General features: G+C 56.0%; 23 protein-coding genes. 13 read left to right on the forward strand and 10 right to left on the reverse strand.

Going from position 1 to position 25,261, the window contains the following annotated elements:
- Positions 1-307: 307 nt before the first annotated feature.
- Positions 308-1,093 (forward strand): aminoglycoside nucleotidyltransferase ANT(9), encoded by a 786-nt coding sequence (gene ant(9), locus BLO51_RS14885; RefSeq protein WP_090673084.1) that lies wholly within the window; start codon positions 308-310, stop codon positions 1,091-1,093.
- 214 nt (positions 1,094-1,307) lie between these two features.
- Positions 1,308-2,345, forward strand: a complete 1,038-nt coding sequence (locus BLO51_RS14890; protein WP_090673231.1) for a YiiG family protein — start codon at positions 1,308-1,310, stop codon at positions 2,343-2,345.
- A gap of 66 nt (positions 2,346-2,411) precedes the next feature.
- Here the strand turns inward: BLO51_RS14890 and BLO51_RS14895 are convergent, their stop codons facing one another.
- Positions 2,412-2,690: a DUF3784 domain-containing protein gene (locus BLO51_RS14895; RefSeq protein WP_090673086.1), complete on the reverse strand. Its 279-nt coding sequence runs from the start codon at positions 2,688-2,690 to the stop codon at positions 2,412-2,414.
- 103 nt (positions 2,691-2,793) lie between these two features.
- Here BLO51_RS14895 and BLO51_RS14900 point away from each other — a divergent pair, with 103 nt between their 5' ends.
- A complete protein-coding gene (locus BLO51_RS14900; protein WP_090673088.1) occupies positions 2,794-3,885 on the forward strand; it encodes a M24 family metallopeptidase in 1,092 nt (363 codons plus the stop codon).
- Between the two features lie 75 nt (positions 3,886-3,960).
- Here the strand turns inward: BLO51_RS14900 and BLO51_RS14905 are convergent, their stop codons facing one another.
- Positions 3,961-5,721, reverse strand: a complete 1,761-nt coding sequence (locus BLO51_RS14905; RefSeq protein ID WP_090673090.1) for a sensor histidine kinase — start codon at positions 5,719-5,721, stop codon at positions 3,961-3,963.
- Entirely contained in the window at positions 5,718-6,443 is a 726-nt protein-coding gene (locus BLO51_RS14910) for a response regulator transcription factor (protein ID WP_090673091.1), read from the reverse strand. The genes BLO51_RS14905 and BLO51_RS14910 overlap by 4 nt, the downstream gene beginning before the upstream one ends.
- A 168-nt stretch (positions 6,444-6,611) precedes the next feature.
- Here BLO51_RS14910 and BLO51_RS14915 point away from each other — a divergent pair, with 168 nt between their 5' ends.
- Together BLO51_RS14915 and BLO51_RS14920 are read left to right on the forward strand one after the other, a co-directional pair.
- The gene (locus tag BLO51_RS14915) at positions 6,612-7,298 is read left to right on the forward strand and encodes an ABC transporter permease (RefSeq protein WP_090673093.1); all 687 of its coding nucleotides are present in this window, start codon (positions 6,612-6,614) and stop codon (positions 7,296-7,298) included.
- Positions 7,298-8,212, forward strand: coding sequence for an ABC transporter ATP-binding protein (locus tag BLO51_RS14920; RefSeq protein WP_090673095.1), 915 nt, complete (start codon positions 7,298-7,300; stop codon positions 8,210-8,212). The genes BLO51_RS14915 and BLO51_RS14920 overlap by 1 nt, the downstream gene beginning before the upstream one ends.
- Before the next feature lie 187 nt (positions 8,213-8,399).
- Here the strand turns inward: BLO51_RS14920 and BLO51_RS14925 are convergent, their stop codons facing one another.
- The 7 genes from BLO51_RS14925 to BLO51_RS14955 all read right to left on the reverse strand — a co-directional run bounded on the left by BLO51_RS14925 (position 8,400) and on the right by BLO51_RS14955 (position 17,455).
- A complete protein-coding gene (locus BLO51_RS14925; protein WP_174551256.1) occupies positions 8,400-9,269 on the reverse strand; it encodes a carbohydrate ABC transporter permease in 870 nt (289 codons plus the stop codon).
- A gap of 12 nt (positions 9,270-9,281) precedes the next feature.
- A complete protein-coding gene (locus BLO51_RS14930; RefSeq protein WP_090673097.1) occupies positions 9,282-10,166 on the reverse strand; it encodes a carbohydrate ABC transporter permease in 885 nt (294 codons plus the stop codon).
- A gap of 79 nt (positions 10,167-10,245) precedes the next feature.
- Positions 10,246-11,613 (reverse strand): extracellular solute-binding protein, encoded by a 1,368-nt coding sequence (locus BLO51_RS14935; RefSeq protein WP_090673099.1) that lies wholly within the window; start codon positions 11,611-11,613, stop codon positions 10,246-10,248.
- Between the two features lie 131 nt (positions 11,614-11,744).
- A complete protein-coding gene (locus BLO51_RS14940; RefSeq protein WP_090673102.1) occupies positions 11,745-13,007 on the reverse strand; it encodes an extracellular solute-binding protein in 1,263 nt (420 codons plus the stop codon).
- A 52-nt stretch (positions 13,008-13,059) separates the two neighbouring features.
- Positions 13,060-14,046, reverse strand: coding sequence for a substrate-binding domain-containing protein (locus BLO51_RS14945; RefSeq protein ID WP_090673104.1), 987 nt, complete (start codon positions 14,044-14,046; stop codon positions 13,060-13,062).
- A gap of 14 nt (positions 14,047-14,060) precedes the next feature.
- Positions 14,061-15,836, reverse strand: coding sequence for a cache domain-containing sensor histidine kinase (locus tag BLO51_RS14950; RefSeq protein WP_090673106.1), 1,776 nt, complete (start codon positions 15,834-15,836; stop codon positions 14,061-14,063).
- Positions 15,833-17,455 carry a response regulator gene (locus BLO51_RS14955; RefSeq protein ID WP_090673107.1) on the reverse strand — a complete coding sequence of 541 codons (1,623 nt, stop codon included), beginning with the start codon at positions 17,453-17,455 and terminating at the stop codon, positions 15,833-15,835. Before BLO51_RS14955 ends, BLO51_RS14950 begins: the two co-directional genes overlap by 4 nt.
- A 379-nt stretch (positions 17,456-17,834) precedes the next feature.
- Here BLO51_RS14955 and BLO51_RS14960 point away from each other — a divergent pair, with 379 nt between their 5' ends.
- The 8 genes from BLO51_RS14960 to BLO51_RS14995 all read left to right on the forward strand — a co-directional run bounded on the left by BLO51_RS14960 (position 17,835) and on the right by BLO51_RS14995 (position 25,179).
- Positions 17,835-18,797, forward strand: coding sequence for a cation diffusion facilitator family transporter (locus BLO51_RS14960; RefSeq protein WP_090673109.1), 963 nt, complete (start codon positions 17,835-17,837; stop codon positions 18,795-18,797).
- Between the two features lie 58 nt (positions 18,798-18,855).
- Positions 18,856-19,128 carry a hypothetical protein gene (locus BLO51_RS14965; RefSeq protein WP_090673111.1) on the forward strand — a complete coding sequence of 91 codons (273 nt, stop codon included), beginning with the start codon at positions 18,856-18,858 and terminating at the stop codon, positions 19,126-19,128.
- Between the two features lie 186 nt (positions 19,129-19,314).
- Entirely contained in the window at positions 19,315-20,205 is an 891-nt protein-coding gene (locus tag BLO51_RS14970; protein WP_090673113.1) for an SMP-30/gluconolactonase/LRE family protein, read from the forward strand.
- Positions 20,195-20,863, forward strand: a complete 669-nt coding sequence (locus BLO51_RS14975; RefSeq protein WP_245719676.1) for a serine/threonine-protein kinase — start codon at positions 20,195-20,197, stop codon at positions 20,861-20,863. Before BLO51_RS14970 ends, BLO51_RS14975 begins: the two co-directional genes overlap by 11 nt.
- Positions 20,864-20,903: 40 nt before the next feature.
- Positions 20,904-21,680: a sporulation protein gene (locus BLO51_RS14980; RefSeq protein ID WP_090673115.1), complete on the forward strand. Its 777-nt coding sequence runs from the start codon at positions 20,904-20,906 to the stop codon at positions 21,678-21,680.
- Between the two features lie 136 nt (positions 21,681-21,816).
- Positions 21,817-24,171 carry a PAS domain S-box protein gene (locus BLO51_RS14985; RefSeq protein ID WP_090673117.1) on the forward strand — a complete coding sequence of 785 codons (2,355 nt, stop codon included), beginning with the start codon at positions 21,817-21,819 and terminating at the stop codon, positions 24,169-24,171.
- 95 nt (positions 24,172-24,266) lie between these two features.
- Positions 24,267-24,707, forward strand: coding sequence for a Dps family protein (locus BLO51_RS14990; RefSeq protein WP_090673120.1), 441 nt, complete (start codon positions 24,267-24,269; stop codon positions 24,705-24,707).
- A gap of 25 nt (positions 24,708-24,732) precedes the next feature.
- On the forward strand, positions 24,733-25,179 hold the full coding sequence (locus BLO51_RS14995) for a hypothetical protein (RefSeq protein WP_090673122.1): 447 nt from the start codon (positions 24,733-24,735) through the stop codon (positions 25,177-25,179).
- Positions 25,180-25,261: the final 82 nt, after the last annotated feature.

The following is a 25,261-nucleotide window of genomic DNA, read 5'->3' on the forward strand; positions in this document are numbered from 1 at the left end:
GCTTTATTTATCAAGGGTCCATGGCCAATTTTACTCTGCGAAGTTTGAGATATTGACTCCCAGCCGGGGGTCTTTTTTTCTTTAGCTCTTTTCGAAAATATTGTTGCTTATGCACTCTGTCTGTTTTTCTGATATAATGAATACGAACGTAAGTTTGTATTCAAGGGGGTGTACGCATGAATTGGGCAAATGCTTATGAGCTTTTCGATGAACTACCGAAATCGGAGCAGTTGCATGCAGCTGCGAAGCGTAGGTGGCGGGTAGTTCACGAGTACATTATATTTTATACAAGAGGAGATTGTAGTTGGTGAGTGACTTGAATAACGAAAAAATACCGAAGGAAGCGATCCAAGCATTTAAAGTTGTAGAGGAGTTGCTTGGTAGTGCAATAGTCGGGGTATATCTATTTGGTTCTGCAGTAACTAGTGGCTTACGCATTAATAGTGATGTAGATGTCTTAGTGGTTGTAAATCAAAGTTTGACTGAAGTAATTCGCAGAAAACTAACAGACAGACTAATGCATATATCCGGAAAGATAGGAAATTCAGATTCTGTGCGACCACTTGAAGTCACGGTAATAAACCATGGAGATGTTGTCCCCTGGCGATTTCCGCCAAAAAATGAATATATCTACGGTGAGTGGCTCAGGGATGAGTTTGAGAATGGACGAATTCAGGAACCAACTTATGACCCTGATTTGGCTATTGTTTTAGCACAAGTGAGAAAGAATAGCGTTTCTCTTTTTGGTTCTGATGCTTCTGATATACTTGAACCCGTGCCGATGACACATATTCGAAGGGCGATTATGGAATCTTTGCCAGGATTAATTGAAGGCATCAAGGGCGACGAACGAAACGTAATTTTAACCCTTGCACGAATGTGGCTGACAGTGGCTGTTGGTGAAATCTCATCAAAAGATATTGCTGCAGAATGGGCTATACCTCAGTTGCCTAAAGAGCATGCAACTTTACTCAACTTAGCAAGAAAAGCCTATCGCGGAGAGTATGTTGATAAGTGGGAAGGACTGGACAGCGAGGTAATAGCACTCGTTAATCATATGAAAAACTCTATAGAGTCTTATCTTAGTATCTGAACATGCTTTGAAAGACTTAAAAACATGTGAAAATTAAGAAGAGATTGTGAAGTAATGTAGGAACTCTTAACGCTATTGATTATTATTGTCGGAACTGTGAAAATTACCACTTTCCTATAATTTCCTAAAGCTTTCAAGGCGATTTGCCGATAAAATAATCTGTTGTCTAATTTACTGGGTTTGGAAAAATCTATAAACCATGGGGGCTTATGTTTTGAAAAAGTTAAATTCGTTTATTGCGCTTGCGCTGGTATGCTCGATGTTTACCGGTTGTTCTAATCTCAAATTGAATCGTCCGGCTGAGGAGCCAAGCGGTGCGACAGCCTCGGGGGGGGCGGGTTCGAACAAAAACGACGGGGCGAACAGCGAGGCTATGGAGGTCGAGAAGTATAACGCGTATGTGAATCTCAATAATTACATGACAAGTCGCTTTGATCAAGTGTTAAACGACTATTTTGAAAAGCTTGGGGACGGCGAGCAGCCGATCATCGAAAAAAACTTCAGCTTCACCATGCTGTCGATTACGGCCAGCAACAAGACCGACTTGAACAATCAATTCGGCTTCGCCGAGAAAACGCCTGCCTTTTCGGCCGTTGACCCTACTGTTGTCAAGCTGAAGCCAGTGATGAACGACCTGATCGTCATCCTGTCCGAGGCTCACGATTACTACGAAACCAAAGGGTATGTTGACGATAACTTTGCCAAGTCTAAGGAATTGCATACGAAGATCGTTAAGGCGAAGGACGCTTATTATGCTGCCGCAAACGAGTTCTTGAAGGCAATGACAAGCTTGGGAGCCGAGAACAGGCAGAAAAGTCTGAAGAAATACCAGGAACAGGACGAGCAGATCCGATACAGTGCTCTGAAGTTTTTAGCGGATGCCGAGGCGCTGTCCGCCGAGATGGAGGGGCAGGGAGTGACAGCCGCGAACATTCTGGATCTCAATATGGATAAGTATAAGGCGAAGTACGACGTGCTGCTCGAGGATTTTAAAAATCTGTCACAACACGTGCAAGACGACTCGCGGGTGAAGAAAGAAGAGCTCGATATCCATTCCCTGAAGCGGTATGTGGACGAAGCGAAGAACGTGAAGGTTGCCGCTTCCGAAATCATCGAGCGTGTGAACAAGAAGGAAAAAGTGAGTGATTTCGACTTGAAAAATCGCTTTTTTGTCGAGAATCGGGAAGGCACACCGGAAAAGTTCAGCAAGACGCTTAGTACCGCCATCGACAATTACAACCGCATGAAGTAAGGTTCAGATTTCCCGGACTGGAAGCGGCATGCTGCCTCCAGTCCGAGAACACAATACCCCTGCCTCTCAGTCGACCATATTCATGTTCACATAGACGAGAAGTATGAAATATCCCAGGATAACAAGGGGAACGAGAGCGTTGCCGTAAGGAAGGTTGAGCGCGCCGGTCAAGACGAAGAGCACGCTGACGGTCAGATTGTAGGCCCCGACGATTTTCACCAGCTTCTCTTTATCGCGGACCTGATTTTCGTTGAAACCGGATAAAAAACGGGTATATTTTTTCGCGCCGATCAGATAAGCTAAGAGATAGGTGATGAATCCCAGCAGAATGAGATGATAGTTCATAGGCAATAACCTCCTCGTATCATCGTTATTCATAGCCTTTGATTTCATTATACCAAGGATTCGTCGCCCCGGCATGAAAACATGAAGGGCAGGGGAGATAAATATGAACGCCAGAATCGCGAAGCTGCAAGCTTATATGGAGAGCTGCCAATTGGACGCGGTGCTGATTACGCTGCCGAAGCACGTATTTTATTTGACGGGCTACGCCTCGGACCCGCACGAACGCTTCCTCGGACTGCTGCTCGCCCGGGGAGAGGAGCCGACGCTGGTCGTCCCTGCGCTGGACGAAGAAGCCGCGCGGGGCGCGACTAAGGGTGTCGGCGCGTTCGCGACCCATACGGATACGGATGATCCGTACGCCGTGCTCAAGGGGCTGCTGCCGGGAGGAATCCGGCGGTTTGGCCTGGAGAAGACACATCTGACCGTCAGCCGGTTCGAGCGGCTTGCCGAGGCGGTTGTTGCTTCGGAATACGTCGATGTGGACGAACCGCTCCGCCAGATGCGGGTCGTGAAGTCGGAAGACGAAATCGTACGGTTGAAGCGGGCCGTGTCGCTGGTGGAAGAGGTGCTTCGACGCGGCTTGGAGAAGGTCGCGCCGGGAGTTACGGAGATCGAGATTGTCGCCGAACTGGAGTACCAGATGAAGAAGCTCGGCTCGGAAGGCCCGTCGTTCTCCACGTCGGTGCTGGCGGGGGAAAAGTCTGCGATGCCGCACGGAACGCCGGGACTCAGGAAAATACAGAGCGGCGAGCTGCTGCTGATCGACTTGGGCGTCTTCGCGGACGGATACGCCTCCGACATTACACGGACGTTCGCCGTCGGAGATATCGACGACAAGCTGAAGCACATCTACGACACGGTGCTGCAGGCGAATTTGCGGGCGATTGAGACAGTGAAGCCCGGGGTGACGTACGCCAGCATCGACAAGGCGGCCAGAGATGTAATCGAAGCGGCCGGGTACGGCCCGCAGTTCGTACACCGGCTCGGTCACGGGCTAGGCATCGATATCCACGAGTTCCCGTCGATTCATGCCGGAACCGCCGATCTACTCGTTGCGGGCGCGGTCTTTACGGTCGAGCCGGGCATTTATGTCCCGGGACTTGGCGGCGTGCGTATCGAAGACGACGTCCGGGTGACCGACAGCGGCGTCGAGGTGCTGACGTCGTTCCCGAAGGAACTGACGGTGATCGGGTAAACTCGCATGAAGAAAGGTCTGCTTGCTTGTCCTTCGGACGGCAGGCAGACCTTTTTCGTATTGTTGAAAAAGCGTCTATCCATTTACATCCGACAGACGCTTTTGAGCTCCACCAAAACGCAGCACAATCTCCGTCCCCTCGCCCGGCTCGCTGCGTACGGCAATCTCCCCGCCATGCGCTAGCGTCAATTGCTTGGCGATCGTCATGCCGAGCCCCGAGCCGCTTGTCGTTTCCTCCGTATTCGTGCCGCGGTAGTAGCGATCGAACAGCCGGTTCAGCGTCCTTGGGTCCATCCCCGCGCCGTTGTCGCGGATCGTGATCGAGAAGCCATATCCGGCCTCCTCGTTTACCGCAATGTCGATGGCTGTCTGCGCCGGGTTGTGCTTGATCGCATTGGAGATCATATTGTCGACGATGCGGGTGAACCATTTGCGGTCGATCGGGTAAGTGACCGGGCTGCTTGAAGGGGAAAACGTGATCGCGTAGGAGGCCGCTTGCGGATCGTTCATGAAGGCGACAACCGCCCGGCGCACGACTTCATTCACGTCCGAAGGCTTCCGGTCGAGCGGCAGCGCGTTGTTCTTCAAGCGGTACGTCAAGCTCAAATCCTCGATCAGCTCCGACATGAAATCGGACTTCTCGCGAAGGGTGCGGCCAATCGTTCGCAGCTCCTCCCCGGACCAGGAGTACGGGGCCGATTCGAGCACATGCGCGTAGCCGCTGATCGACGACAACGGCGTCTTCAGGTCGTGGGACACGCCGGTAATCCATTCCTCGCGCGTCTGCTCCAGCCGGTTCCGCAGCTGCTCGCTGTGGGCAAGCTCCAGCCTCAAGCCTTCGAGCGATTCGTTCACTTCCCGGAACAACCGGAAGGACCCCTTCGGCTTCCTGAGCCGATTCCCGCTGCCGCGGAACTTCCCTTTACCCGTCCGGGGCGGCTGCGTATAGTTCCCCGAAGCCAATTGCTCGATGAATTCCAGCATCGCCCGGAACGGACGGCCGAAGCGGACGCCGTATACGTAAGAGAGGAGCGGAATAAACACGGCCAGACTGATAAAATAGGCGAGAAACGCATTCGAAATGATCCGGTCCATCCCTTCCTTGGCTTCGGCGGACATCCCGTCCGAGGTGCGGACAATCCACGTCTGCCGGGTCGTCGGGTCAAAGTGCACCGCTTCCTCTGCCTCCGTCTTCCCAGCCTCGGCGGAGCTCCCGATCCTATCGCCGAGAGCGGCCTCCGGCCGGACGGCCGGCTCCTCCCCGAATGCGTGAAGCAGCTGGCCGTCGGCGTCGTAAATGTGCAGCGAAGCATGCTGCTGCCGCAGCGCCTGCTCGCCTGCCGGCGACAACGTGCGCCCGTCGAAGGCGGGCAGCGTTTGCTGCAGCGCCTGTTCGGCCTTGCGCTTCTCGCCGTAGACGACGACGTATGTCTTGTCGTCCTTCTCCACTCGATTGACGGTCAACGCGTATGGAAAAGAAAGCTTTTTCTTCCAGTAGGCGAACAGCTCTCCCGGCGCGTACTGCCCAGGGACGTCGGCGGGAGCCGCGGATGAGGCGAGCACACGCCCCTCCGGGCTCACGACCTGGAGCCAGCCGCCGCGCTCCGGCAGGGCGGACGCCCATGCGGCATCCATGACGGCTTGGCCGTCCTTCACGGCAAACGAAGAACGGAAATGCCCTAACCCCGGGAGGCCTTCGGGACTTTGTGCGGCGTGCTTATCCGTCTGCAGGCCGATGTAGACGAGCAATACCAGTAAGCCCAGCGTCATGACCCCAATGAACAAGACCAGCTGCGCAACGAATTGAAAGGTAAGCCTGTGGCTGATCCGGTTCATGGCAGCTCCTGAGGCGGGACAAGCTTGTAGCCGAGCCCGCGGATCGTCACCAGATAATCCGGTTGTCCCGGGTCCCGCTCAATGCGCTCGCGGATGCGCCGGATATGGACGATGACCGTATGATCGTCCCCCATGCTGTCGATGCTCCAGACCGCTTCGTACAGCTGGTCCTTTGTAAAGATGCGGTTCGGATGCTTGCAGAGGAAGAGCAGCAGCTGGAACACCTGGGCGGGGCAGGCGACCGGCTTTCCCTCCACGCGTAATTCCCCGGCTAGCTCGTCGACCTGAAAGCGCCCGTAATCGTAGACGAGCGCGTTCGCCCGGGCCGACTTGCCCGGTTCCTCCGCCTGCGGCTTGGAGCGGCGCAGCTGCGCCTTCATCCGCGCGACGACCTCCAGCGGGTTGAACGGCTTCGTAATATAATCGTCGCCGCCCATGGCGAAGCCAGTCAGCTTGTCCAGATCCGAGCCCTTCGCGGTCACGAACAGGATCGGGGCATCCGTCGTTTCCCGGATAAACGGGCAAATCGCGAAGCCGCTTTTATCCGGAAGCATCACATCGAGCAAAATGATGTCGTAGCGCTTCTGTCTGCACCGGGCGAGCGCTGCGGCGGCCGATTCGGCATGGTCGATGCGGCGGAAGCCTTCTTTTTTCAACACCATATCCAGCATCAGCAGAAGAGCCGGCTCGTCATCCACCAGCAAAACAGCCGTTTCTTCCATGTCTATCGTTCCTCTCTATAGTCCAAAGATGATCTATCCTTAAGTATAACGCTTCAGGGTTAACAGAACCTAAACGGCGCGGCGCATCATTCATCTTGTCTTTATCCGGTGTTTCGCCGTTGTTCAGCTCCGTGGGGTATGCTGGTTGGAGTGAAGGGGGAGAGCAGGATGTTGGCCATTTGGAAAAAAGAATTCGTGCAGTCCTTTAAAAGCGTATTTTCGATCGTGACGATTGCGATTTTTACGGCAGTCTCTTATTATTTGTCCGATTTCATAGCGAAGAACGGCGCCATGCTCGGCAAAGAGGTAGCCGAAGAAGGCTATGTCGGTGGCTTGGTACTGCTGATTTATCTCTTTGGGTTTCTATTTATGTTTTCCCTTTTCCACGATACCATAAATCGCGAGCTGGAAAGCCGGACCATCCGTTTTCTGGTGACCAAAACGTCGCGGCTGTCCATCGTGCTGGGCAAGTTTCTCGGTATTTTCACGTACTGGTTCGTCTGCTTGCTGGTATCGTTTGGCATCGTTGCGACGTTCGCAGAGAAGTTTTACTTCAAGTCGTTCGGCCATCTGCTGGTGATGCTTCTCTACATGGTGTCCATGTGCCTGCTGCTGTCCAGCCTGATTCCCAGACGCTCGATGTCGATGTTTACCGGGCTGCTCGTCGGCTTGGCCATCCCCGTGTTTGGGCTGTGGAGCCAGTTTTCCGACAAGGCTTGGTTGAAAATAATCAAGTACGCGACCCCGTATTATTATTTTATCGACGGCGGCACATGGGGCTGGGCGGTCGTTCTGCTGATGGCGGCTGTCATGCTGGGCGGCTCCATCCTGCTGCTGCAAAGGAGGGATCTGTAATGCTTGCGATCCAGACGAATGAGCTGAGAAAATCGTACGGCCCGCACGAGGTGGTGCGCAGCATATCGCTGCAGGTGAACGAAGGGGAGATATTCGGCTTTCTCGGCCGCAACGGCGCGGGGAAGACGACGTTCATCAATATGCTGACCGGCATCGTCCGGCCCTCGGGCGGGGAGTTTTCCATTCTGGGCACGCCCCACGGACAGCTGGACCGCGTCAAGCGGCATATCGGCGTGCTGCCGGATTACACCGAATTTTACGGAAACGACACGGCGCTTGAGCACCTGCGGTATTTCTCAGGTGTGAAAGGGCTGAAGGTTTCCAGCCAGGAATGTCTGGACGTACTGGAGAAGGTCGGCTTAAGCCAGGCGGCGCATGTGAAGACGAAGAAATTTTCGTTCGGGATGAAAAAGAAGCTGGGGGTCGCGCAGGCCATTCTCGGGCAGCCCGCACTGATTTTTCTGGACGAGCCGACCTCCGGGATGGACCCCGAGTCGGCCTTGGAGATGCAGCAGCTCATCCGCACGCTCGCGGACAAGCGGCAGACGATCTTCATGACCTCCCATAATCTCCATGAGGTGGAAAAGCTGTGCACGCGCATTGCGATCATGAAGCGGGGAACCATCACGGGGCTGGGTACGATCGAAGAGCTGCAGCGGACGTTTCAGCCGGGTATGCAGGTGACGGTCAAACTGGCGGCGCAAAGCGAAGAATTGTATGGGAAGGCGCGCGAAGCCTTGCAGCAGCAGGGCGTTTGCCGCATCCAAAGCTGGGACGAGCGGCGCCTCACGGCGGAGATCGCGGACGAAGCAGACATTGCCGCCATCATCCGCGTGCTTTGCTCGTATGAAGTGGACATGTTCAGCGTACAAACGACCCGTTTGTCGCTGGAGGACATATTTATGCTGGATTAGTCCTTGCGGACATTCCCCTCATGGTTGACCATGGAAATAGCCCGTCTTATTATAGGCGGACTGACGGCAGGCCTGGTCAACGAACTGCCCGTTCATTGCTGATCCGCACCCACACCTAAGGTCTGCTTCTTGCCCTCAACCGGGCAAAGAGCAGACCTTATTTTGTCGGGATAACGCTTCCTTCGTATCAACCCTTCAGCGCCCCTGCGGTTAACCCGCCGGTAATTTGCCGTTGGAATAAGCTGTAAGCGATGATGATCGGAATCATCGAGATGGCGAGTCCCGCGAACAAGGGGCCCCATTCCGTACGGTACTGCATCTCCCCCTGCATGAGGGCAATCCCGACCGGAACCGTATATTTTGTCGGATCGTTGATCAGAACGGTCGCCATAATGTACTCGTTCCAGACGGTCAGCGCGTTCATAATGGCGACGGTGACCAGCCCCGGCTTGGATAACGGCAGCATGATGCGGAAGAACGTTCCGAAATACGAGCACCCGTCGATCGTGGCCGCTTCCTCCAGCTCCTTCGGCAGCGATTTGTAGAAGCCGACGAGGAAGAAGACGCCGAAGGGTAATATGCCGATCGCCCCCACCGAATAGACCAACGTCAAGCCCAGCAGCGAATTCGACAACTGCAGCGTATTGAGCAAAAAGACGAGCGGAATCAAGCCAAGAATCGTCGGAATCATCATCGAGGCGACGTAGATGAAATAGAGTAAGCCCCGTCCCTTGAATTCGTAGCGGGCAAGCACATAGGCGGTCGTGGCGGCCATCGCCAACGAGAGCAGCGTGCTGCCCGTGGTGACCAGCGCCGAGTTGATGAAATAATCGCCGAAGTGCGCGCGGCTCCAGACGTTGGCGTAATTTTCGAAGATCAGCGGGAACGGCAGATCCCACGGCTTTCCCTGAAGCACCTGCGAGTTATCCTTCAGCGAGGTGAAGAAGGTCCACAGGACCGGGTAAATGACAAGAATGCTCCATACCAGAGGAAAAAAACGGACGAGCGCTTTCGTTGCGCCATGTGTGGGTTTGCCTGCGGTGGAAGTCCCGGCCATACCCATCCCTCCCTACAATTCGATGGTTTCCCGCTTCAAGAACCGGCCCAAGATCAGCGTGGTCAGCAAAGACAGGATTAAAATCAGGACGCCGATGGTCGCGCCGTAGCTTAAGTGATACTGCTTGAAGCCCATCTGGTACAAATAGTAGCCCATCACCTGCGTCGCGTTGTCGGGACCGCCGTCGGTCATAAGCCGGACGATAATGAACGACCCGTTCAGCGTGGTGATAACAATGTGCAGCACCGAGGTTTTGAACTGCTCCCAGATGAGCGGCAGCGTCACGTTCCAGAACTGATGCCACTGCCCGGCGCCGTCGATCTCCGCAGCTTCGTAGAGCGAGCTGGGAATGGCCAGAATGGAAGCGATGATTAGAATCATGTAGAAGCCCATCCCGGCCCACACGCTCGGAGGTAGCAGCGACCACATGGCGAGCGTTGCGTCGCCCAGCCAGTTCGTCTCCACCGGCTTGTCGGTGAAGAGCGACAGGAACGCATTGAGAAAGCCGAGCTGCGGATTATAGATGAAGCTCCACAGCACGCCGATGACCGCGACCGAAATGATGTTCGGGAAGAAGAAAACGACGCGGTAGAAGCCGTACTCCCGCAGCTTCAGCCGGGTCAGAGCTACGGCGAAGAAGGTGGCGATCAGCATGATCAGAACCACTTTCCAGAAGACGAGAAAATAGTCGTTTTTGATCGCTTGGCCGACAATCTCGTCGGACAGCAGCTCCCGGTAATTGCCGAGCCCGATGAAATTCATCGTTTCCGAGCCGCCGGACCAGTCGAAGAAGCTCAAATACAAGCCGCGGAATAACGGGTAGATCGTGAATACCAGAAACACCGCGAAGGTCGGCAGCAGGAAGGTCGTAATAAAAAGCGCGCGATTCCATTTCATATGACATCCTCCACTGCTAGGGATTGGAAGAAACAAATCGGCAGGAAGAGGTCCTGCCGATCGTTCCCGGGTCGAAGCGCTATTTGCTTCCTCTGACTTTAGCGGCGGCTTTCTCCATGCGGTCCATCCATTCGTCCGGCGTAATTTTCTTTTGCAGCAGCGCGATCGTGGCGTCGCTCTCGGCCTGCTCCAAGTCGGCGTTCAGCTTGAATACAGGGGCGACGATGGTGTTGCTGCTGTTGAAATATTTCATGGCCGTTTTCACGACGCCGCTGGCGCTTGTCGCCTCCAGATCGGCTTTCACGTTCATGATGGCTCCGGTCTGCTCCGCCCAGCGGATAGCCGCTTTCTTCGTGAAAATAAATTGCACGAACGCCTTGGCCGCTTCCGGGTTTTTCGCTTTCTTCGCGATGGCGATATTGCTCGTGTAAGGAATGGCAATGCTCTTGCCGCCCGGCTTCTGCATGACGGAAGGCATGAAGCCGAATTTGAAGTCGGCCGGGACGTCCTTCTTCATTTCGTTCTCCAGCCACAGCCCGTTCGGAATCATGGCGTCTTTGCGCTGGAGGAACAGCATTTGCGAATCGGTGTGGTTGATGCCGAAGGAAGCGTTGTCAAAATACCCTTTGTCCCGCATATCGGCCAGCTTTTGCAGTGTTTTGGCGACGGCGTCGTTCTTGAACGCTTTTTCCTTCGCGGCTTCCTGATCCTTCAAAATTTGCGGGTTGTCGCTGTTCTCGGACACGAAGCCGGAGTTCAGCAGCCCGCCGACGATATAGTACGGGTATTTGCCGGTATGAATGTAGGGATTCATCCCCGAGGCTTTGATCTTCTCGCTGGTGGCGAGGAAGCTGTCCCAATCGGTCGGGACGGTCCAGCCGTTCTTCTTGAACAGCGCTTCGTCGTAGAACGTGCCCCAGGAGCCGAAGACGAGCGGGACCGTATAATGTTTGCCGTTGTAATCTTGAGGCGGGGCAATCAATTGGTCCGTCAGCTTGTCGCCGTCGACGTTCTTCGCGGCCTTCACCCAGTCGGAGATGTCCATGAGCTGGTCGTCCTTGACCATCTGGGTTTCGTTCGATCCGGCTCCGTCGATGTAGACGATGTCGGGCGGATTGCCTTGAATCCAGCGCGGCTTCATTTGATCGTTGATTTGCGAACTGGCCGATTGCTTGATTTTCAGGTCCGGGTACTTCTTCTGGAACTCGCCGATCACTTCTTTCCACCAGCTGTCGCCGTAGCCGCCGACAAAGTATTGGATCTCGAAGTCGCCCGCGATTTTGGCGCCTTCCGCCGGCTTGGCCCCGTCGGCGGGCTTGGCGGCTTCGCCCGGCTTGGCCGTGTCGGCCGGTTTCGCCGCCGGAGCGGCCCCACAGCCGGCCAGCGAAAGCGCGCAAAGCAGGGAGGCCATGCCCAGGGCCGTGCTTTTGGTTAATGCTTTTCTCATCTTTCGAACCCTCCTAAAAGTTGATCTTTAAGGCACACATTGATTGCGTAACCTTATCTTAGGAGATTTGGCGCGAAAGCTCCATTGAATATCTTCCAAGAGTTCTTTATTTTTTTATGATAATCATCACACTATTCCTTGCTTTTCGTGAGGGCGATCTGCTGAAGCTGATCGAGGGCGTCTTGGGGCGGCATGCGGTCAACCAGCACGGCTTGGCCCATTTTTCGCGTTCCGTCCATGACCTTCTGCCAGGCAGGGTGGTTGACCGGATAAAATTTGGCCGTCTGCAGCGCTTCGAGGCTGTCTTTGACGTTCTTGTCCTTGGCCGCAAGCTTGTCTCCTACGGACTTGGTTACCGGCAGGAAGCCTTCGCGCAGAATAAGATTCTCGTAGCGCGCGTCGTCATACAGAAAGCTGATGAATTTGGAGAGCGCCTCTTTGTTCGTATGGTCCGTCTTGAAGGACACCAGCACGTCCTGCACGCCGAAGGAGATGGGCGGGGTTCCGTCCTTGACCGGCATCGGTCCGATCCCCCATTTCAGACCGGGAAATTCTCTGGGAACGACGGATGGGAAGTAATTGCCCGAAATCATCGTCCCGAGCTTCCCGTTCCCGAGAATGCGGTGCTTCTCGTCGCGCGTTGTGACGGTCGGTTCGGTATCGGTCAGCCCTTGGTCATAAAGCGATTTCAGAAAGGTCAGCCCTTCGACGTTCTCCGGCGAATTGATCGTCCACTGCCCGTCCTTCATCCAGCCTCCGCCCGCGCCGAAGAAGAAATAGGACAAGTAGGCCTGGCTTTCGTTGTCCGTCAAGTCTAGGCCGAAGCCTTCTGCTTTTCCCGTCTGCTTGATTTTCCGCGCCGTCTCGACCAGCTCGGACCATGTTTTCGGCGGCTCGGTCAGCCCGATTTCGTCAAAAATGTCCTTGTTGTAATACAGGTTGCGGACGGTGGCGAGATAAGGGATCGCGTATTGGGCGCCGTTCCAATGATCCATTTGCAGGAACTTCGGCGAGAGGTTCGCCTTCAACCCCGGGGACAGGATATCGTTCCAGTCGTTGAGCAGGCCGTCCTTGGCAAAATGGGCGTACACGTTCGTGTTCAACAGGTCCGGCGGCTGATTCTTGCTGATCATGTTCGTATAGACGCCGTCGAGAATGTCCCAATTCGCCACCTGTAGTTCGACGTCAATGTTCGGATGTTTCGCTTCGAAATCTTTCACAATGCTTTCCAGCAGCGGTCGCGTATCTGTGCTGTACTCCGCCGCTAGGAACTGGATCAACGCCTTCTGCTCCGCCAGAGCGGGAGAAGGGGAAGAATCGATCCCGCAGCCGGCTAACAGCATCAGCAGCAGCGCGGCCGACACGGCCGATGCGGCGGGCTTCCGTCGATTCATTCGGTCCACCTCGATTCTTGAATTGATCGCCCGAGCCGGGGCATGGTTTTCCTCACCTTTCCACAAAAGGGAAGAGCAGCTTTTGATTTTCCGGATCGTACATGTTCTCCTTGGTGACGACCGTCGAATCAATGTTGTCGCGCGGGTTCGCTTTTCTCCCGTCAATGAGCTCCACGGCCGTCTTCACGCCCAAATATCCGAGGTTAAAGGGCTTCTGGACCAGCGTGGCATGCAGCGCGCCTTCCTCCAGCAGCTTGATCTCATAGATCGAAGCGCCGAAGCCGACGAGCTTGACCGCGGCGCCTTTGTTCAATTCCTTGATCGCTTTGGCGGCCCCCAAGGTAGCCGTTTCGTTCAGGCAGATCACGCCGTTAATCTCCGGGTAGTCGGCCAGCAGCTGCTTGGTCACTTGGTAGGCCCGTTCCTCCTGATTCGTGGTATACCCCGTGCCGGCGACAACCGCCGCCGGGTTGGCGGCGAGCGCCTCCCGAATGCCGGTTTCCCGGTCTGTAGCAGTGGGCGAGCCGTTCTTGTCGCTAAGGATTGCGACGGCGGGTTGGCCATTCGTCATAGAGGCCAATGCGCGTCCGGCTTTTCTGCCTGCGTCCAGATTGTTGCTGGCGATAAAGCTGTCGCCAAGATTACTGTCCAACGGCGAATCGATCACAACCAGCTTGATTCCGGCTTGGCGGACCTTTTCCGCCACAGGAATCAGCAGGTCGGCGGCGGCAGGGGCCAGCACGATCGCTTGGGGCTTCTCCGCAATCGCCTGCTCCACGAGACCGATCTGCTCGTGCACGTCGGTTTCCTGCAGGGGGCCGCGAATATCCGCTTTCGCTTGAAATTCTTTGGCGGCCGTCTTCGCCCCGGCTCGGACTGTCTGCCAAAATTCCGTGCGGATATCGTTGCTCTTCATAATGACGATAATGCTCTTGTCCTTGCCGCTTTCGGTCCGGACGGACTGGAGCAGGATAGCGGCATAGACGCATAAGGCCAAGAGAGGTATTAACATCCATACGATTTTTTTATGCGTCAGCATCGGCTGCTCCTTTCCTACTCGATTTTCGGGATCGTCAGCGTGACCCGGGTGCCCTTCTCCGGCTCACTTTCGAAGCTCACGCCGTAGCTCGTCCCGAAATAAAGCTGAATCCGTTCGTGTACGTTGGCAATGCCTACGCCATTGCCGCTTTCCGTTCCCGTCTTGGGCACCAGAATGTGCCGCAGCCGGTCCGGCGTCATCCCGAGGCCGTTGTCCTCGATGGTGAACACGATCTTGCCGTCCTTCTCTCTGCCTGCGATGGTGATGAGCCCGCACCCCGGTTTGTTTTTGATCCCGTGATAGATGGCGTTTTCGATGAAAGGCTGGAGCAAAATTTTGATTGTTTTGCAGGCCATAATGTCTTGGGAGACGTCGATCCGGTAATCCAGCTTTTCCTTGTACCTCATCTTCTGGATCAGCAGATAGCTGCGGATATGCTCAATTTCGATGACGATGTGCACGAGCTCGTCGCTTTTGTTGATGCTGGCGCGGAACAGTTTGGCGAGCGCGGAGGTCATGAGCACGACTTCCTCGTGCTTCTTGCCTTCCGCCATCCAGATGATCGAATCGAGCGTATTGTACAGAAAATGCGGGTTGATCTGCGCTTGAAGCACCTTGAGCTCGCTTTTGCGCTTCGTTTCCTCGTTGCGGATGATTTCGCTCATCAGCTCCTTCGTGTGGCCGACCATCAGGTTGAATGTGCGCCCGAGCTGGCCGATCTCGTTCTCCTGTTCGATCTCGGCGCGGATGTCGAAGTTGCCTTTTTCCACCTGCTTCATTTTATCCTGAAGGTTCTTGATCGGCTTGGAAAACCGGTGCGAGAGCACGAACGACAGCAGCAGGGTGATCGCCAGCCCGAAGACGGCCAGCAGCAGGAACGAGCTTTGAATCGTGTGTTTGTTGGTGACGAGCTCGTCCGTGTAGGCGACGCCGACGATTTTCCAGCCGAATTTCGTATCGTGGACCGAATAGATGCGCGATTCGTCGCCGTCGTACGCGACGAAGCTGTTCGCATGCATCACCTCGTCGATCAGCTCGCTCTTCAGGTTGCTGTAGATGAGCTGCTGCTGCGGGTGGTAGACGATGTTGCCGCCGTTGTCGACAATGAACACGTAGCCCCGCTTGCCGAGGTTGACTTGGCTGCTGATTTCGCTGATGACGCTCAAGTTGAGATCGACGAGAAAAATACCTTCTCCTGCGATCCCGTCGGTGCTTTTCAGCTCCCGGCTGAGGGAGACGACCCAGCGGTATTCGTTCTGGATCACATGCTGGACGTGGGAGGAGGAGACGACTGGCTTGCCGCCTTCCTGCTTCGCCTGTTTGTACCAGAGCTGCTCCTCCGGCTTCGCGTTCGGATTGAGACCGGTGCTGCGCCGGTCCGATACGAACTTGCCGTTGTAACCGAACACCATGATGGAGGCGATGTCCTTGCGGGTGTACAGAATCGACTGGAACATGTCCGAGATCCGCTTCTCGTACACCCGGCGGTCGGCCTCGCTGATGAAAACCGTGTTGGAGATAAAATATTTGATGTCTTTATTCGTTAGGGCCAAAGTGGAGATGTTCTCCATATTCGTGAAGTAGGACTGGATGTTGGCGCCGACCTGCTTCATGACTTCCGAGAGGTAGGCTTGCGAATTTTTCTCTACAGCGTCGGCGGATAGCCGGTAGGAAATGAAGCTGGTGATGCCGACAGAAACGAGAATCAAGCAGGAAAAAGCCGCGGCGATGCTGGAACGGATGCTCTTGAACTGGAACAAGGGAGACGGCCGGCGGAGCACAGGCTTCATCGGCGGGGCTCCTTGGCCGCGTTGTCCCGGTATTCGGTCGGCGTGAGGCCGGAGTGCTTCTTGAAGATCAGGCTGAAATAGTTCGGATCGGCATAGCCCACCTGCGCCGCAATCTCATACGATTTGAGCGAGGTATGTAGCAGCAGCTCCTTCGCCTTGTCGATGCGCACCCGCGTCAAATATTCGACGAACGTTTCGCCGAGCTGCTGCTTGAACACGGTGCTGAAATAGCTGGTGCTCATGAGCGTATGCCGGCACAGCTCCTGCAGGGAGAGCTTATCGTTCGCGTAGTGCTCACGGATATACTCGGTGGCCCGCAGCACCTGCGTATGCGTCAGGCGGTTCCGCTGCTCGGAGATTTGCTCCAGCGCCAGGCTTAGAATGTGCTTCAGCCAGTCCCGGATTTCGTCCAACGTCTTGAACCGGTACACGTCCGTCAGCCAATTGCGCTCGCCTATGGCCGCGCGCGGCTCGTCCGCTCCGAGCTCCCGGACCGTATTCATCAGTGTGACGATCACCGATTGGATCTGCCAATAGCATGCTTCGATCGGCATCCGGGATGTTTTCAAATGGGCAACCAGCTGCTCGATCAAGCGGTGAACGTCTGCGGTTGTGCCGGTTTTCACGGCGGAGGCGAGCAGCCGGTTCCATTCCGCGCCGTTGTCCGGAGCGGCGGGCGGCTGTCCCTCCATATCGACAATGCCGATCACTTGATTTTTGCCGAGCAGCAGCCGGTATTCGAGCGCGGACAGGGCGCTTTTGTAAGCGTGGGGAAGCTGCTCCAGCGAGCCGCATACGCATCCGACACCCAGGCTCACCGTCAATTTCAAATATTTCTCGACAAACTGCCGGACCGTTTCGGCGAGCTGGTACGCGAGCTCGTACAGGGGCACTGCCGCAAGCCCGGCCACGATGGCCACGACGCGCTCCTCGCGGGTGCGAAAGGCAATTCCGTTCTCCTGGCCCACGATTTCTTGGACCATATTGTACACGGCAAAGCGCAGCAGTTCCTGATCTTGGTCGGAGGGCAGGTGTTCGCTGCTGCCGAAGTCGTCGATATCGACGACCATCGCCACATAATCGGGCAGAGGCTCGGGAAGCCCGAAATAGCGGAGCCGCTCCCGGATTTCGGCATCCCCCATACCGGCCGTCGCCCATCGTTCGAGAAAGCGTTCCTTGAGCAGGGGCAAACTTTGATTCAGCTGCATGTGCAGGTGCGTCAAATCTTCCCGCTGGCGGGTTTCTTCGTCGAGCTCGCCTTTCACCTTCTTCAGCAGCGCGCGAAGGTCGGCCGCTGTAATCGGTTTCAAAATAAAGTCGTAAGCTTTGAGCCGCAGCGCTTGCTGCGCATAATCGAAATCGTCGAAGCCGGTTAGGATGATCACCTTCACGAAAGGGTATCGGGTCCGGATCAGCCGCGTCAGCTCCAGCCCGTCCATAAACGGCATGCAAATATCCGACAGCACGAGGTCCGGTCTGAGCTGCTCCATCGCTTCCCACGCTTCCCGGCCGCTTGCATAATCGCCGACGAGCTCGAAGCCAAGCCCGTTCCAATCGATATGCTCCTTGATGCCCTCGCGTACGATCGCTTCGTCATCCACAATCATGATTTTGTACATGCGCACCCCCGCGTTTCCAGCGTAACTTTGTGTTGAGTGTACTGTAAAAAGGGAATTTCCGGCAAGGGGGCGGTTCGCGCTTTTGTATTTTTTTGTAGAAACTTAACAGTTCGCCGCCCGGAATGGACGGTAATCAAAACCGCGTGCGGATTTTCCAGACGGACGGCTTCACGGTTTCGTTCAAAATGAACGCCCTTCTTAAACCGGCGTGGAAATGGTCATACTGACATCATGGAGCAAGCTGCGAGTAAAAAATTTCATGGATAGGATTGACAAGGGGGTTGCGATGATGCATAATAACATATGAACACATGCTCATATATTAAGTATACGGTCGGAACGCCGCAGCGGATCGCCTGTATCTTGGGAGGGACGATTTATGCACAGTCATAACCATGGCGCTCATGCGCACGACCATGGACATGGTCACGGTCACCATCACGGCCATGGACACCATCATCACGATCATGCCCGGGATGGCAACAAAAAAGGGCTTATCACCGCTTTAATCATTACGTCGGGCGTTTTGCTGCTGGAGTTTTTCGGGGGGCTTTTCACGAACAGCCTGGCGCTGCTTTCGGATTCCGGGCATATGCTCAGCGATGCCGGCTCGCTTGCGCTCAGCTTGATCGCGCTCAGCTTCGCCGTGAGACCGGCTTCCCCGGCCAAGACGTACGGCTTTTTCCGCTTTGAGATTCTGGCGGCATTGTTTAACGGAATTTCGTTGTTTGTCATCGCCGGCTTTATTATGTGGGAAGCGTACGGCCGCTTCTTTGACCCGCCGGAAGTCGCCAGCGGCTCGATGTTGGCGATCGCCTCCGTCGGACTGCTTGCCAACCTGCTCAGCGCGTGGGCGCTCATGCGGAAGGGCGACGTGAAGAACAACGTCAACCTGCGCAGCGCTTATCTTCACGTGCTCGGGGACGCGCTCGGCTCCGTCGGCGCCATTCTCGCGGGGCTGGTGATGATGGCCTTCGGCTGGTACGTCGCCGATCCGATTATCAGTGTGCTTGTTTCGCTGCTGATTCTTAAGAGCGCTTGGGGCATTATCTCCCATACCGTGCACGTGCTGATGGAAGGAACGCCGGCCGGCGTCAGCCAGCAGGAAGTGAAACAGGCGCTGGAGAACATCAAGGGCGTGGTAAACGTGCACGACCTTCACATCTGGACGATTACGTCGGGCCTCGATTCGTTCAGCTGCCACCTGCTGATCGAGGACGATCGGGAAAGCCAAGAGGTGCTGCAGCAGGCAATCAAGCTGATGGCGGAGCGGTTCAATATCCACCATGCGACAATCCAGATCGAGAACTCGGCTATACGCCACGAGGAATTGCGGGTATAAAAACGGCCGTTTCTTCCCACATTAACAGCAACCCTGTATGTGGAAAGGATGACCAAGCATGACCCGTTACGAATACGACTCCAGCCTTCAATCGCAAAATCCGGTCTCGCAAGCGCAAAATTCGGTGGAAAAGGCACATAACGCCGTAACTCAAGCGCAGAGCCATCCGTCCGCCCAAATGATCGAGCAGGCCGAAACGGCCGTGGAAAAAGCCGAGCGCTCGATCGCCCAAGCCGGGCATGACGAGAATAAGCCTGCCGTAGAGCAAGCGGATGCACAGCTTGCCGAAGACCAATCGGCTCTGCAAAGCTTGCAGCCGATGGAAGAATAGCGGCTGAAGCAAGTCTCAAGACCCGTTAGCTCCTCCTCTTTATGAGAGGTGGGGCCGACGGGTCTTTTTTCAGTTCGATGCAGCGTATAAACCTTTGTCGCCGCATCGCATTTGGCTTTTTCTTTGTGCTACAATGGGAGAATACGGCACGTGCTTTGAGGCACGCGAGGAAGAGGAGGACTGCATTTGGAATCGTGGCAGTTAACGGCGGAGTTGATTTTGGACGAGAAGGCGGCGCTGAGCGAAGGTCCGGTATGGGATCACCGCAGCGGGCGGCTGCTGTGGGTCGATATCGAGGGAATGCGGATTCATCATTATGATCCGGTTCAAGGAACGGACCGTTCGATTCAGCTTGACCAGCGGGTCGGGGCTGCGGTGCCGAGAGCGGAGGGCGACGGTCTGGTGCTTGCGCTGGAGCATGGCTTCCATCTGTTCGATATCGCGACCGAGCGGCTGACGAAGCTCGCCGACCCGGAGGCGGGGCTTCCGGAAAACCGGTTTAACGACGGCAAGTGCGACGAAGCCGGACGCTTCTGGGCAGGGACGATGAACTGCGAGAACAGCGACCCGACGGGGGCACTGTATTGTCTGGAGCCTGACGGGTCGCTGCGGAAGGCGATCGATGGCGTGAGCTGCTCCAACGGGCTCGGCTGGAGCCTCGACGGGCGTACGATGTATTACATCGACTCGCCTACCAGGCAGGTCGTCGCGTACGACTACGAGCCGGCAGCAGGGGCGATCTCGAACCGGCGCACGGTAGTCACGATTCCGGAAGGTGAGGGCATTCCCGACGGTATGGCCGTCGATGGCGAAGGGATGCTTTGGGTTGCCCAGTGGGGCGGCTGGCGGGTGTCCTGCTGGAACCCGCAGACCGGCGAAAGGCTCGGCTTCGTCCGCGTCCCGGCTGCGCAGGTGACCTCCTGCGCGTTCGGCGGTCCGGACTGGGACGAGCTGTACATTACGACGGCCCGGACGGGGCTGAGCGAGGAACAGCTGGTGCAGCAGCCGCATGCCGGTGGCTTGTTTCGTGTCAAGACGGGCGTAAAAGGCAGACCGGCTTGCTTTTATGACGGATAACAACAGGACGATGGCAGGCGAAGACGTCTGGGGTGAGCGTCACCCGTTCATCCAGCAGATCGAGCGCCGCCTATTGCCGGAGCTGCGCATCAAGAGTGAGCAGCCGCACGATCCGATCGTCGTATACCGCGTGCCTGACCCTTGGCGGTTGGTGGGCGCGGGCAACTATGCGGCGGTTGTGGCGCATCCGGATTACCCGGAGTATGTGGTGAAGATATATGCGCCGGGACGGCCGGGACTGGAAGAGGAGGCCGTGGTGTACCGTCGTTTGGGGCGGCATCCGGCATATTCGGAGTGCCTGTATTATGGCGACGGCTATCTGGCGCTCCGGCGGTTGAACGGCATCACGCTGTACGATTGCATCCGGAAAGGCATCCCGATCCCCCGGCAGGTGATCGACGATATTGACGAAGCGCTTGCCTATGCGGTTAGCCGAGGGCTTCGTCCGCACGACATTCACGGCAAGAACGTCATGATGCGGGACGGCCGCGGCGTGGTGGTGGACGTGTCGGATTTTTTGAAGCCGGAGCCGTGCAGGATGTGGGACGATCTGAAGAAAGCGTACGATCGGTTCTACCTTCCGCCCTTGCGGCGTGTCCCGATTCCCGGCTTCGTGCTCAATGCGGTCCGGAAAGGCTACCGTTTGCTCAAAAGATAAAAACAAAACTTTGGCGTACTTCAAGCGGGAGGCAAAGGCGATGTCTATATTTAAGAAAGTGCTTGCAAGTGTAGGGATCGGTTCGGCGAAGGTGGACACGAGGCTGGAACATACGCAGGTTTCACCCGGAGAAACGCTCGGCGGAGTCGCGCATATTCAAGGCGGTCAATTGGAGCAGCAGATCGGGAGCATCTACGTGTATTTGAAAACGGAATACTTGAAGGAAGATGATGATGGTAAGAAAATGACCTATACCGCGGAGATCGCCAAATACCACATCACCGACGGCTTCCTTCTGCGGCCTGGCGACAGCTTTGAGATTCCGTTTGCGCTGGAGATTCCCGAATACGCTCCGCTGACGCATCGGAACACGCCGGTCTGGGTGGAAACGGGCCTCGATATCGACAGGGCGATCGATCCGACCGACCGGGACCAAATCGAGATCGTAGCCGGCCCGAACGTGCTTACCGTGATGGGGGCGCTGGATGAGCTCGGCTTCCGTCTCCGCGAGGTCACGAACGAATACGCGCCAAGCTTTGGCGGGCCGGCGCCTTTCGTGCAGGAGTTTGAGTACGTGCCGACGACACATTTTCGCCGCGCTCTTGATGAGCTTGAGGTGCTGTATTTCCCAAGGGGAGACGATCTGGAGTTGTTCTTACAGATCGACCGCCGTGCCCGGGGCTTCCGGGGAAGATACGAAGAACAAATGGGGCTGGACGAAAGCTTCGTCCGCGTGACCATCCCGGGCGGCGAGCTGCGCCGGGGCTCGACCGTCGTTGCCGGGCAGCTGCAGGAACTCATTTCACGTTATTGTTAAACGAATCGATGGTCAGGAAGTTCGTTTCCTCGGGAAACGGGCTTCTTTTTTTCATGGCGGCAAGCAGGAGAAGAATGTACGGCTAGCGAAAAATGTAAAGATTAGGATAATATCCGGACCTTAGGAGAGAATACATATGGCTGAACCGCAAGTAAATATACTGATTGTCGACGATCGGCCGGAACATTTGCTCGCTATGTCTTCCATACTGCAATCTCCTGATTATCGCATCGCCACCGCCAATTCCGGAGAGGAAGCGCTGCGGCAAGTGATGCAGGAGTCTTTCGCCTTAATTCTGATGGATATTGAAATGCCGGGAATGAATGGCTTCGAAACCGTTAGCATGCTGAAATCGCAAGAGCGGTACAGGTCGATTCCCGTGATCTTCGTTACGGCGCTCAGTCAAGCGACGGAGCACATGGTACGAGGCTATGAAATCGGAGCGATCGATTTTATATTCAAGCCGGTGCAGCCAGTTGTGTTAAAAGTAAAGGTCAGACAGTTCGCAGGCATCTACCGGGACCGCGAGCAGCTTAAGGCGCAAAAGGAGCTGATCACCCGGCGCACGATCGACCTGGAGCAGGCGCATGCCCAGCTTCTGGACAATACGGACAAGCTGCGACAGATGGAAGCGATGGCCCGGGCCATCAGCGAGACGTCGACCGATGCTTTCTTGACCGTCGATGTGCAGGGAACGATACTGTCGGCCAATCCCGCCGTCCGGCCGCTGTTCAGGTACAACCCGGAGGAACTGATCGGGAAGCCTGTGTGGCAGGTCGTGCCGTACACCGAGCGGCTGTTCGGCTCGGGGGAAAGCGGCTCCCTGCTGCCGGATTGCGGCACGAGGGAAGCGACGGACGTTACGGCCGTACGGCGCAGCGGCGGGACGTTCCCCGCCGAGCTGCAGATCGGAAGCGCCTGTATCGGCGACCGGACGATCTACGTCTGCTCGGTTCGCGACGTGACCGAGCGCAAAATGCAGTATATTCGCATGGAGCAGGCCGTAGAGCAGCGCACGTATGCGCTGCGCGAAGCTAACGGAAGACTTCAGGCGGAAATCCGGCGCCGGCATCAGGTAACCGAGCAGCTGCTGCGATCGTATGACCGGATCAACGATATTTTGGAGAGCATCACGGACGCGTTTTACGCGCTTGACCATGACGGGGCGATCGTCTACATGAACCGTTCGGCCGAGCAGCGTCTCCGCATCGTGAAGGAGCAAGCGCTGGGCCGGCCGTTCTGGGATTATGCGCCGGTGGAGCGCTCGAAATGCTACGATTTGTTTCTTCGCGCAGCCTTGGAGCGAGCGCCGCAGCGGGCGGAATTTTATTCGAACCTGACAGAAAGCTGGGTCGAGGTGAGGGCTTTCCCGTCGTCGCTCGGCATCAGCTTATATATTCAGGATACGAACGAGCGGCGGCGCATGGAGCAGGATGTCCGGGAATCGCAGGAGCGGTTTTATACGATTTTTCAGGCGACGCCTTGTCTGATGGCGATTCAATCGTTAAGCGGCCGGACGTATCTCGACGTCAACGAGAGCTGGATGAAGCATACGGGATACACGTATGAAGAAATGACGTCGGGAGCCGCCAATCTGCAGATGACGCTCTTCTCGGACGAAGGGCTGGTCGAGACGGCCCCCGTGGATTTCGCCGATACGGTGACGGACGTGAAGGTACAGTATGTAACCAAGGCGGGTGAGCGGCGGACAGGACTGTTGTCCACAGAGATCATTGAGACGCCGGATGTGCCGTGCGTGCTGGCGGTTATTACTGATATTACGGACCGGGTGGAGCTGGAGAGGGAAATGGCGCGGCTGGACCGGCTGCATCTGATCGGAGAAATGGCCGCAGGCATCGCGCATGAAATCCGCAATCCGATGACGACCGTCCGCGGCTTTCTCCAACTGATGAGCGCGAAGAAAGCCCTTCCGCCCAAGGACATTATCGACGTCATGGTGGAGGAATTGAATCGTGCCAACGGGATTATCAGCGAGTTTTTGGCGCTGGCCAAAAACAAGACCACCGACCGCCGTCCTCAAAATCTGGCTCAGGTGATCGAGGCCATCGGTCCGCTTATTCAAGCAGAGGCGACACTGGCTGATAAGCAGCTTCACCTGCGGCTCGATTCGTGTCCCGAGCTGGAGCTCGACGAGAAGGAGATGCGGCAGATGGTATTGAATCTCGCGCTGAACGGGCTCGAAGCGATGGACGCCGGAGGGCGGCTCGAAATCGCCACTTACACGGAAGAGTCGGAGGTCGTGCTGGCGGTCTGCGACCAGGGCCACGGCATGGACAAGGACGTACTGGCCAAGGTCGGGACTCCGTTCTTTACGACGAAGGAGCGAGGGACGGGGCTCGGTCTGGCGGTCTGCTTCAGTATCGCCGCCCGGCACGGAGCCAAGCTGACGTGGCAGACCGGACCGGAGGGCACGGCATTCTATGTCCGGTTCGCGGTACCGCCTGAGCCCGTCGCCACGAACGACCCGTAGCCGATTCCTTCGGCGCAATGTATAAAAGCGGCTTCCGTTTTTCATATTAACTAGGGATAAGCTGGAAAAGAACGCGATCCAAGGAGGAACGACCCATGTCCAAAAGCTTAACGGAAGTGCTGAACACCCAGATAGCGAACTGGAGCCTGCTGTTCATCAAGCTCCATAACTACCATTGGTATGTGAAGGGACCGCAATTTTTCACCCTGCATGCGAAATTCGAAGAGCTGTATAACGAGGCGGCCCTTCATGTGGACGATTTGGCCGAGCGGCTGCTGGCGCTCAAAGGGCAGCCGGTCGCCACCATGAAAGAAATTTTGGAGAAAACGACCCTGCACGAGGCTTCCGGCAGCGAGAATGCCGAACAGATGGTCCGTTCCATCGCCAACGACTTCGGAACGCTGATCGGGGAGCTGAAGGAAGGGATGGCGATTGCCGAAGCGGCGGACGACGAGACGACCGGCGACATGCTGCTTGCGATCCACAGCGCGCTGGAGAAGCACGTTTGGATGCTGGAGTCGTTTTTGGGAAAATAGCGTCCCGGATAAGGGGCATGGCGACTTGCGGATGGTGCAGGAAGCCGTGCCTTTTTTTGTCAAAATCGGCCTGATTGCGCGCTGCCGTTGTGTAATCGTCGCTTCGGCGGGAAGGCTTGTCGCATATACTGTAGAGCGGAACCCAGTCGGCAGACCGCTCGCGGCGCTGCTCAGCAAAGGAGTGACAAAAACAATGAATGCGAGTCCGAATAAAGACGGGGAGCGTTTAATGAAGGTTGAAACCCGGCTCGAGAACATCGAAGTCGCCGTTACGCGCATGGAAGAAAAGCTGGACAAGTGGCATGGCAACTATATATCCCGTGTGGAAATAAACGAGATGCTGCGCGCTCGCGACGAACGTCTCGAACGGATCGAAAAAGAACGGCTGGCCAACAAGCAGCTTTACCCCGGCTGGATCAGTAGTCTCATTGCTTTTGCCGCATTGCTTGTTGCGTGGTTCCACAATAAATAAAGCAGGAATGAAAATCGCTCGGACAGGTCGCTTTTCCTTGCGTCGTTTGGGTATAATGGGATGAAAAGGGATGGGAGGCTCC

The sequence above is a fragment of the Paenibacillus tianmuensis genome (genome assembly GCF_900100345.1).
Classification (GTDB): domain Bacteria; phylum Bacillota; class Bacilli; order Paenibacillales; family NBRC-103111; genus Paenibacillus_G; species Paenibacillus_G tianmuensis.

Excerpts from the sequence above, each read along its gene's own strand:
- BLO51_RS14975 (WP_245719676.1), top strand. The coding sequence starts at position 20,195 with ATGACGGATAACAACAGGACGATGGCAGGCGAAGACGTCTGGGGTGAG.
- BLO51_RS14910 (WP_090673091.1), bottom strand. The coding sequence starts at position 6,443 with ATGGAAGAAACGGCTGTTTTGCTGGTGGATGACGAGCCGGCTCTTCTG.
- BLO51_RS14920 (WP_090673095.1), top strand. The coding sequence starts at position 7,298 with ATGCTTGCGATCCAGACGAATGAGCTGAGAAAATCGTACGGCCCGCAC.
- BLO51_RS14900 (WP_090673088.1), top strand. The coding sequence starts at position 2,794 with ATGAACGCCAGAATCGCGAAGCTGCAAGCTTATATGGAGAGCTGCCAA.
- BLO51_RS14915 (WP_090673093.1), top strand. The coding sequence starts at position 6,612 with ATGTTGGCCATTTGGAAAAAAGAATTCGTGCAGTCCTTTAAAAGCGTA.
- BLO51_RS14960 (WP_090673109.1), top strand. The coding sequence starts at position 17,835 with ATGCACAGTCATAACCATGGCGCTCATGCGCACGACCATGGACATGGT.
- BLO51_RS14925 (WP_174551256.1), bottom strand. The coding sequence starts at position 9,269 with ATGGCCGGGACTTCCACCGCAGGCAAACCCACACATGGCGCAACGAAA.
- BLO51_RS14945 (WP_090673104.1), bottom strand. The coding sequence starts at position 14,046 with ATGCTGACGCATAAAAAAATCGTATGGATGTTAATACCTCTCTTGGCC.
- BLO51_RS14985 (WP_090673117.1), top strand. The coding sequence starts at position 21,817 with ATGGCTGAACCGCAAGTAAATATACTGATTGTCGACGATCGGCCGGAA.
- BLO51_RS14930 (WP_090673097.1), bottom strand. The coding sequence starts at position 10,166 with ATGAAATGGAATCGCGCGCTTTTTATTACGACCTTCCTGCTGCCGACC.
- BLO51_RS14935 (WP_090673099.1), bottom strand. The coding sequence starts at position 11,613 with ATGAGAAAAGCATTAACCAAAAGCACGGCCCTGGGCATGGCCTCCCTG.
- BLO51_RS14950 (WP_090673106.1), bottom strand. The coding sequence starts at position 15,836 with ATGAAGCCTGTGCTCCGCCGGCCGTCTCCCTTGTTCCAGTTCAAGAGC.
- BLO51_RS14965 (WP_090673111.1), top strand. The coding sequence starts at position 18,856 with ATGACCCGTTACGAATACGACTCCAGCCTTCAATCGCAAAATCCGGTC.
- BLO51_RS14895 (WP_090673086.1), bottom strand. The coding sequence starts at position 2,690 with ATGAACTATCATCTCATTCTGCTGGGATTCATCACCTATCTCTTAGCT.
- BLO51_RS14955 (WP_090673107.1), bottom strand. The coding sequence starts at position 17,455 with ATGTACAAAATCATGATTGTGGATGACGAAGCGATCGTACGCGAGGGC.
- BLO51_RS14905 (WP_090673090.1), bottom strand. The coding sequence starts at position 5,721 with ATGAACCGGATCAGCCACAGGCTTACCTTTCAATTCGTTGCGCAGCTG.
- BLO51_RS14990 (WP_090673120.1), top strand. The coding sequence starts at position 24,267 with ATGTCCAAAAGCTTAACGGAAGTGCTGAACACCCAGATAGCGAACTGG.
- BLO51_RS14980 (WP_090673115.1), top strand. The coding sequence starts at position 20,904 with ATGTCTATATTTAAGAAAGTGCTTGCAAGTGTAGGGATCGGTTCGGCG.
- BLO51_RS14940 (WP_090673102.1), bottom strand. The coding sequence starts at position 13,007 with ATGAATCGACGGAAGCCCGCCGCATCGGCCGTGTCGGCCGCGCTGCTG.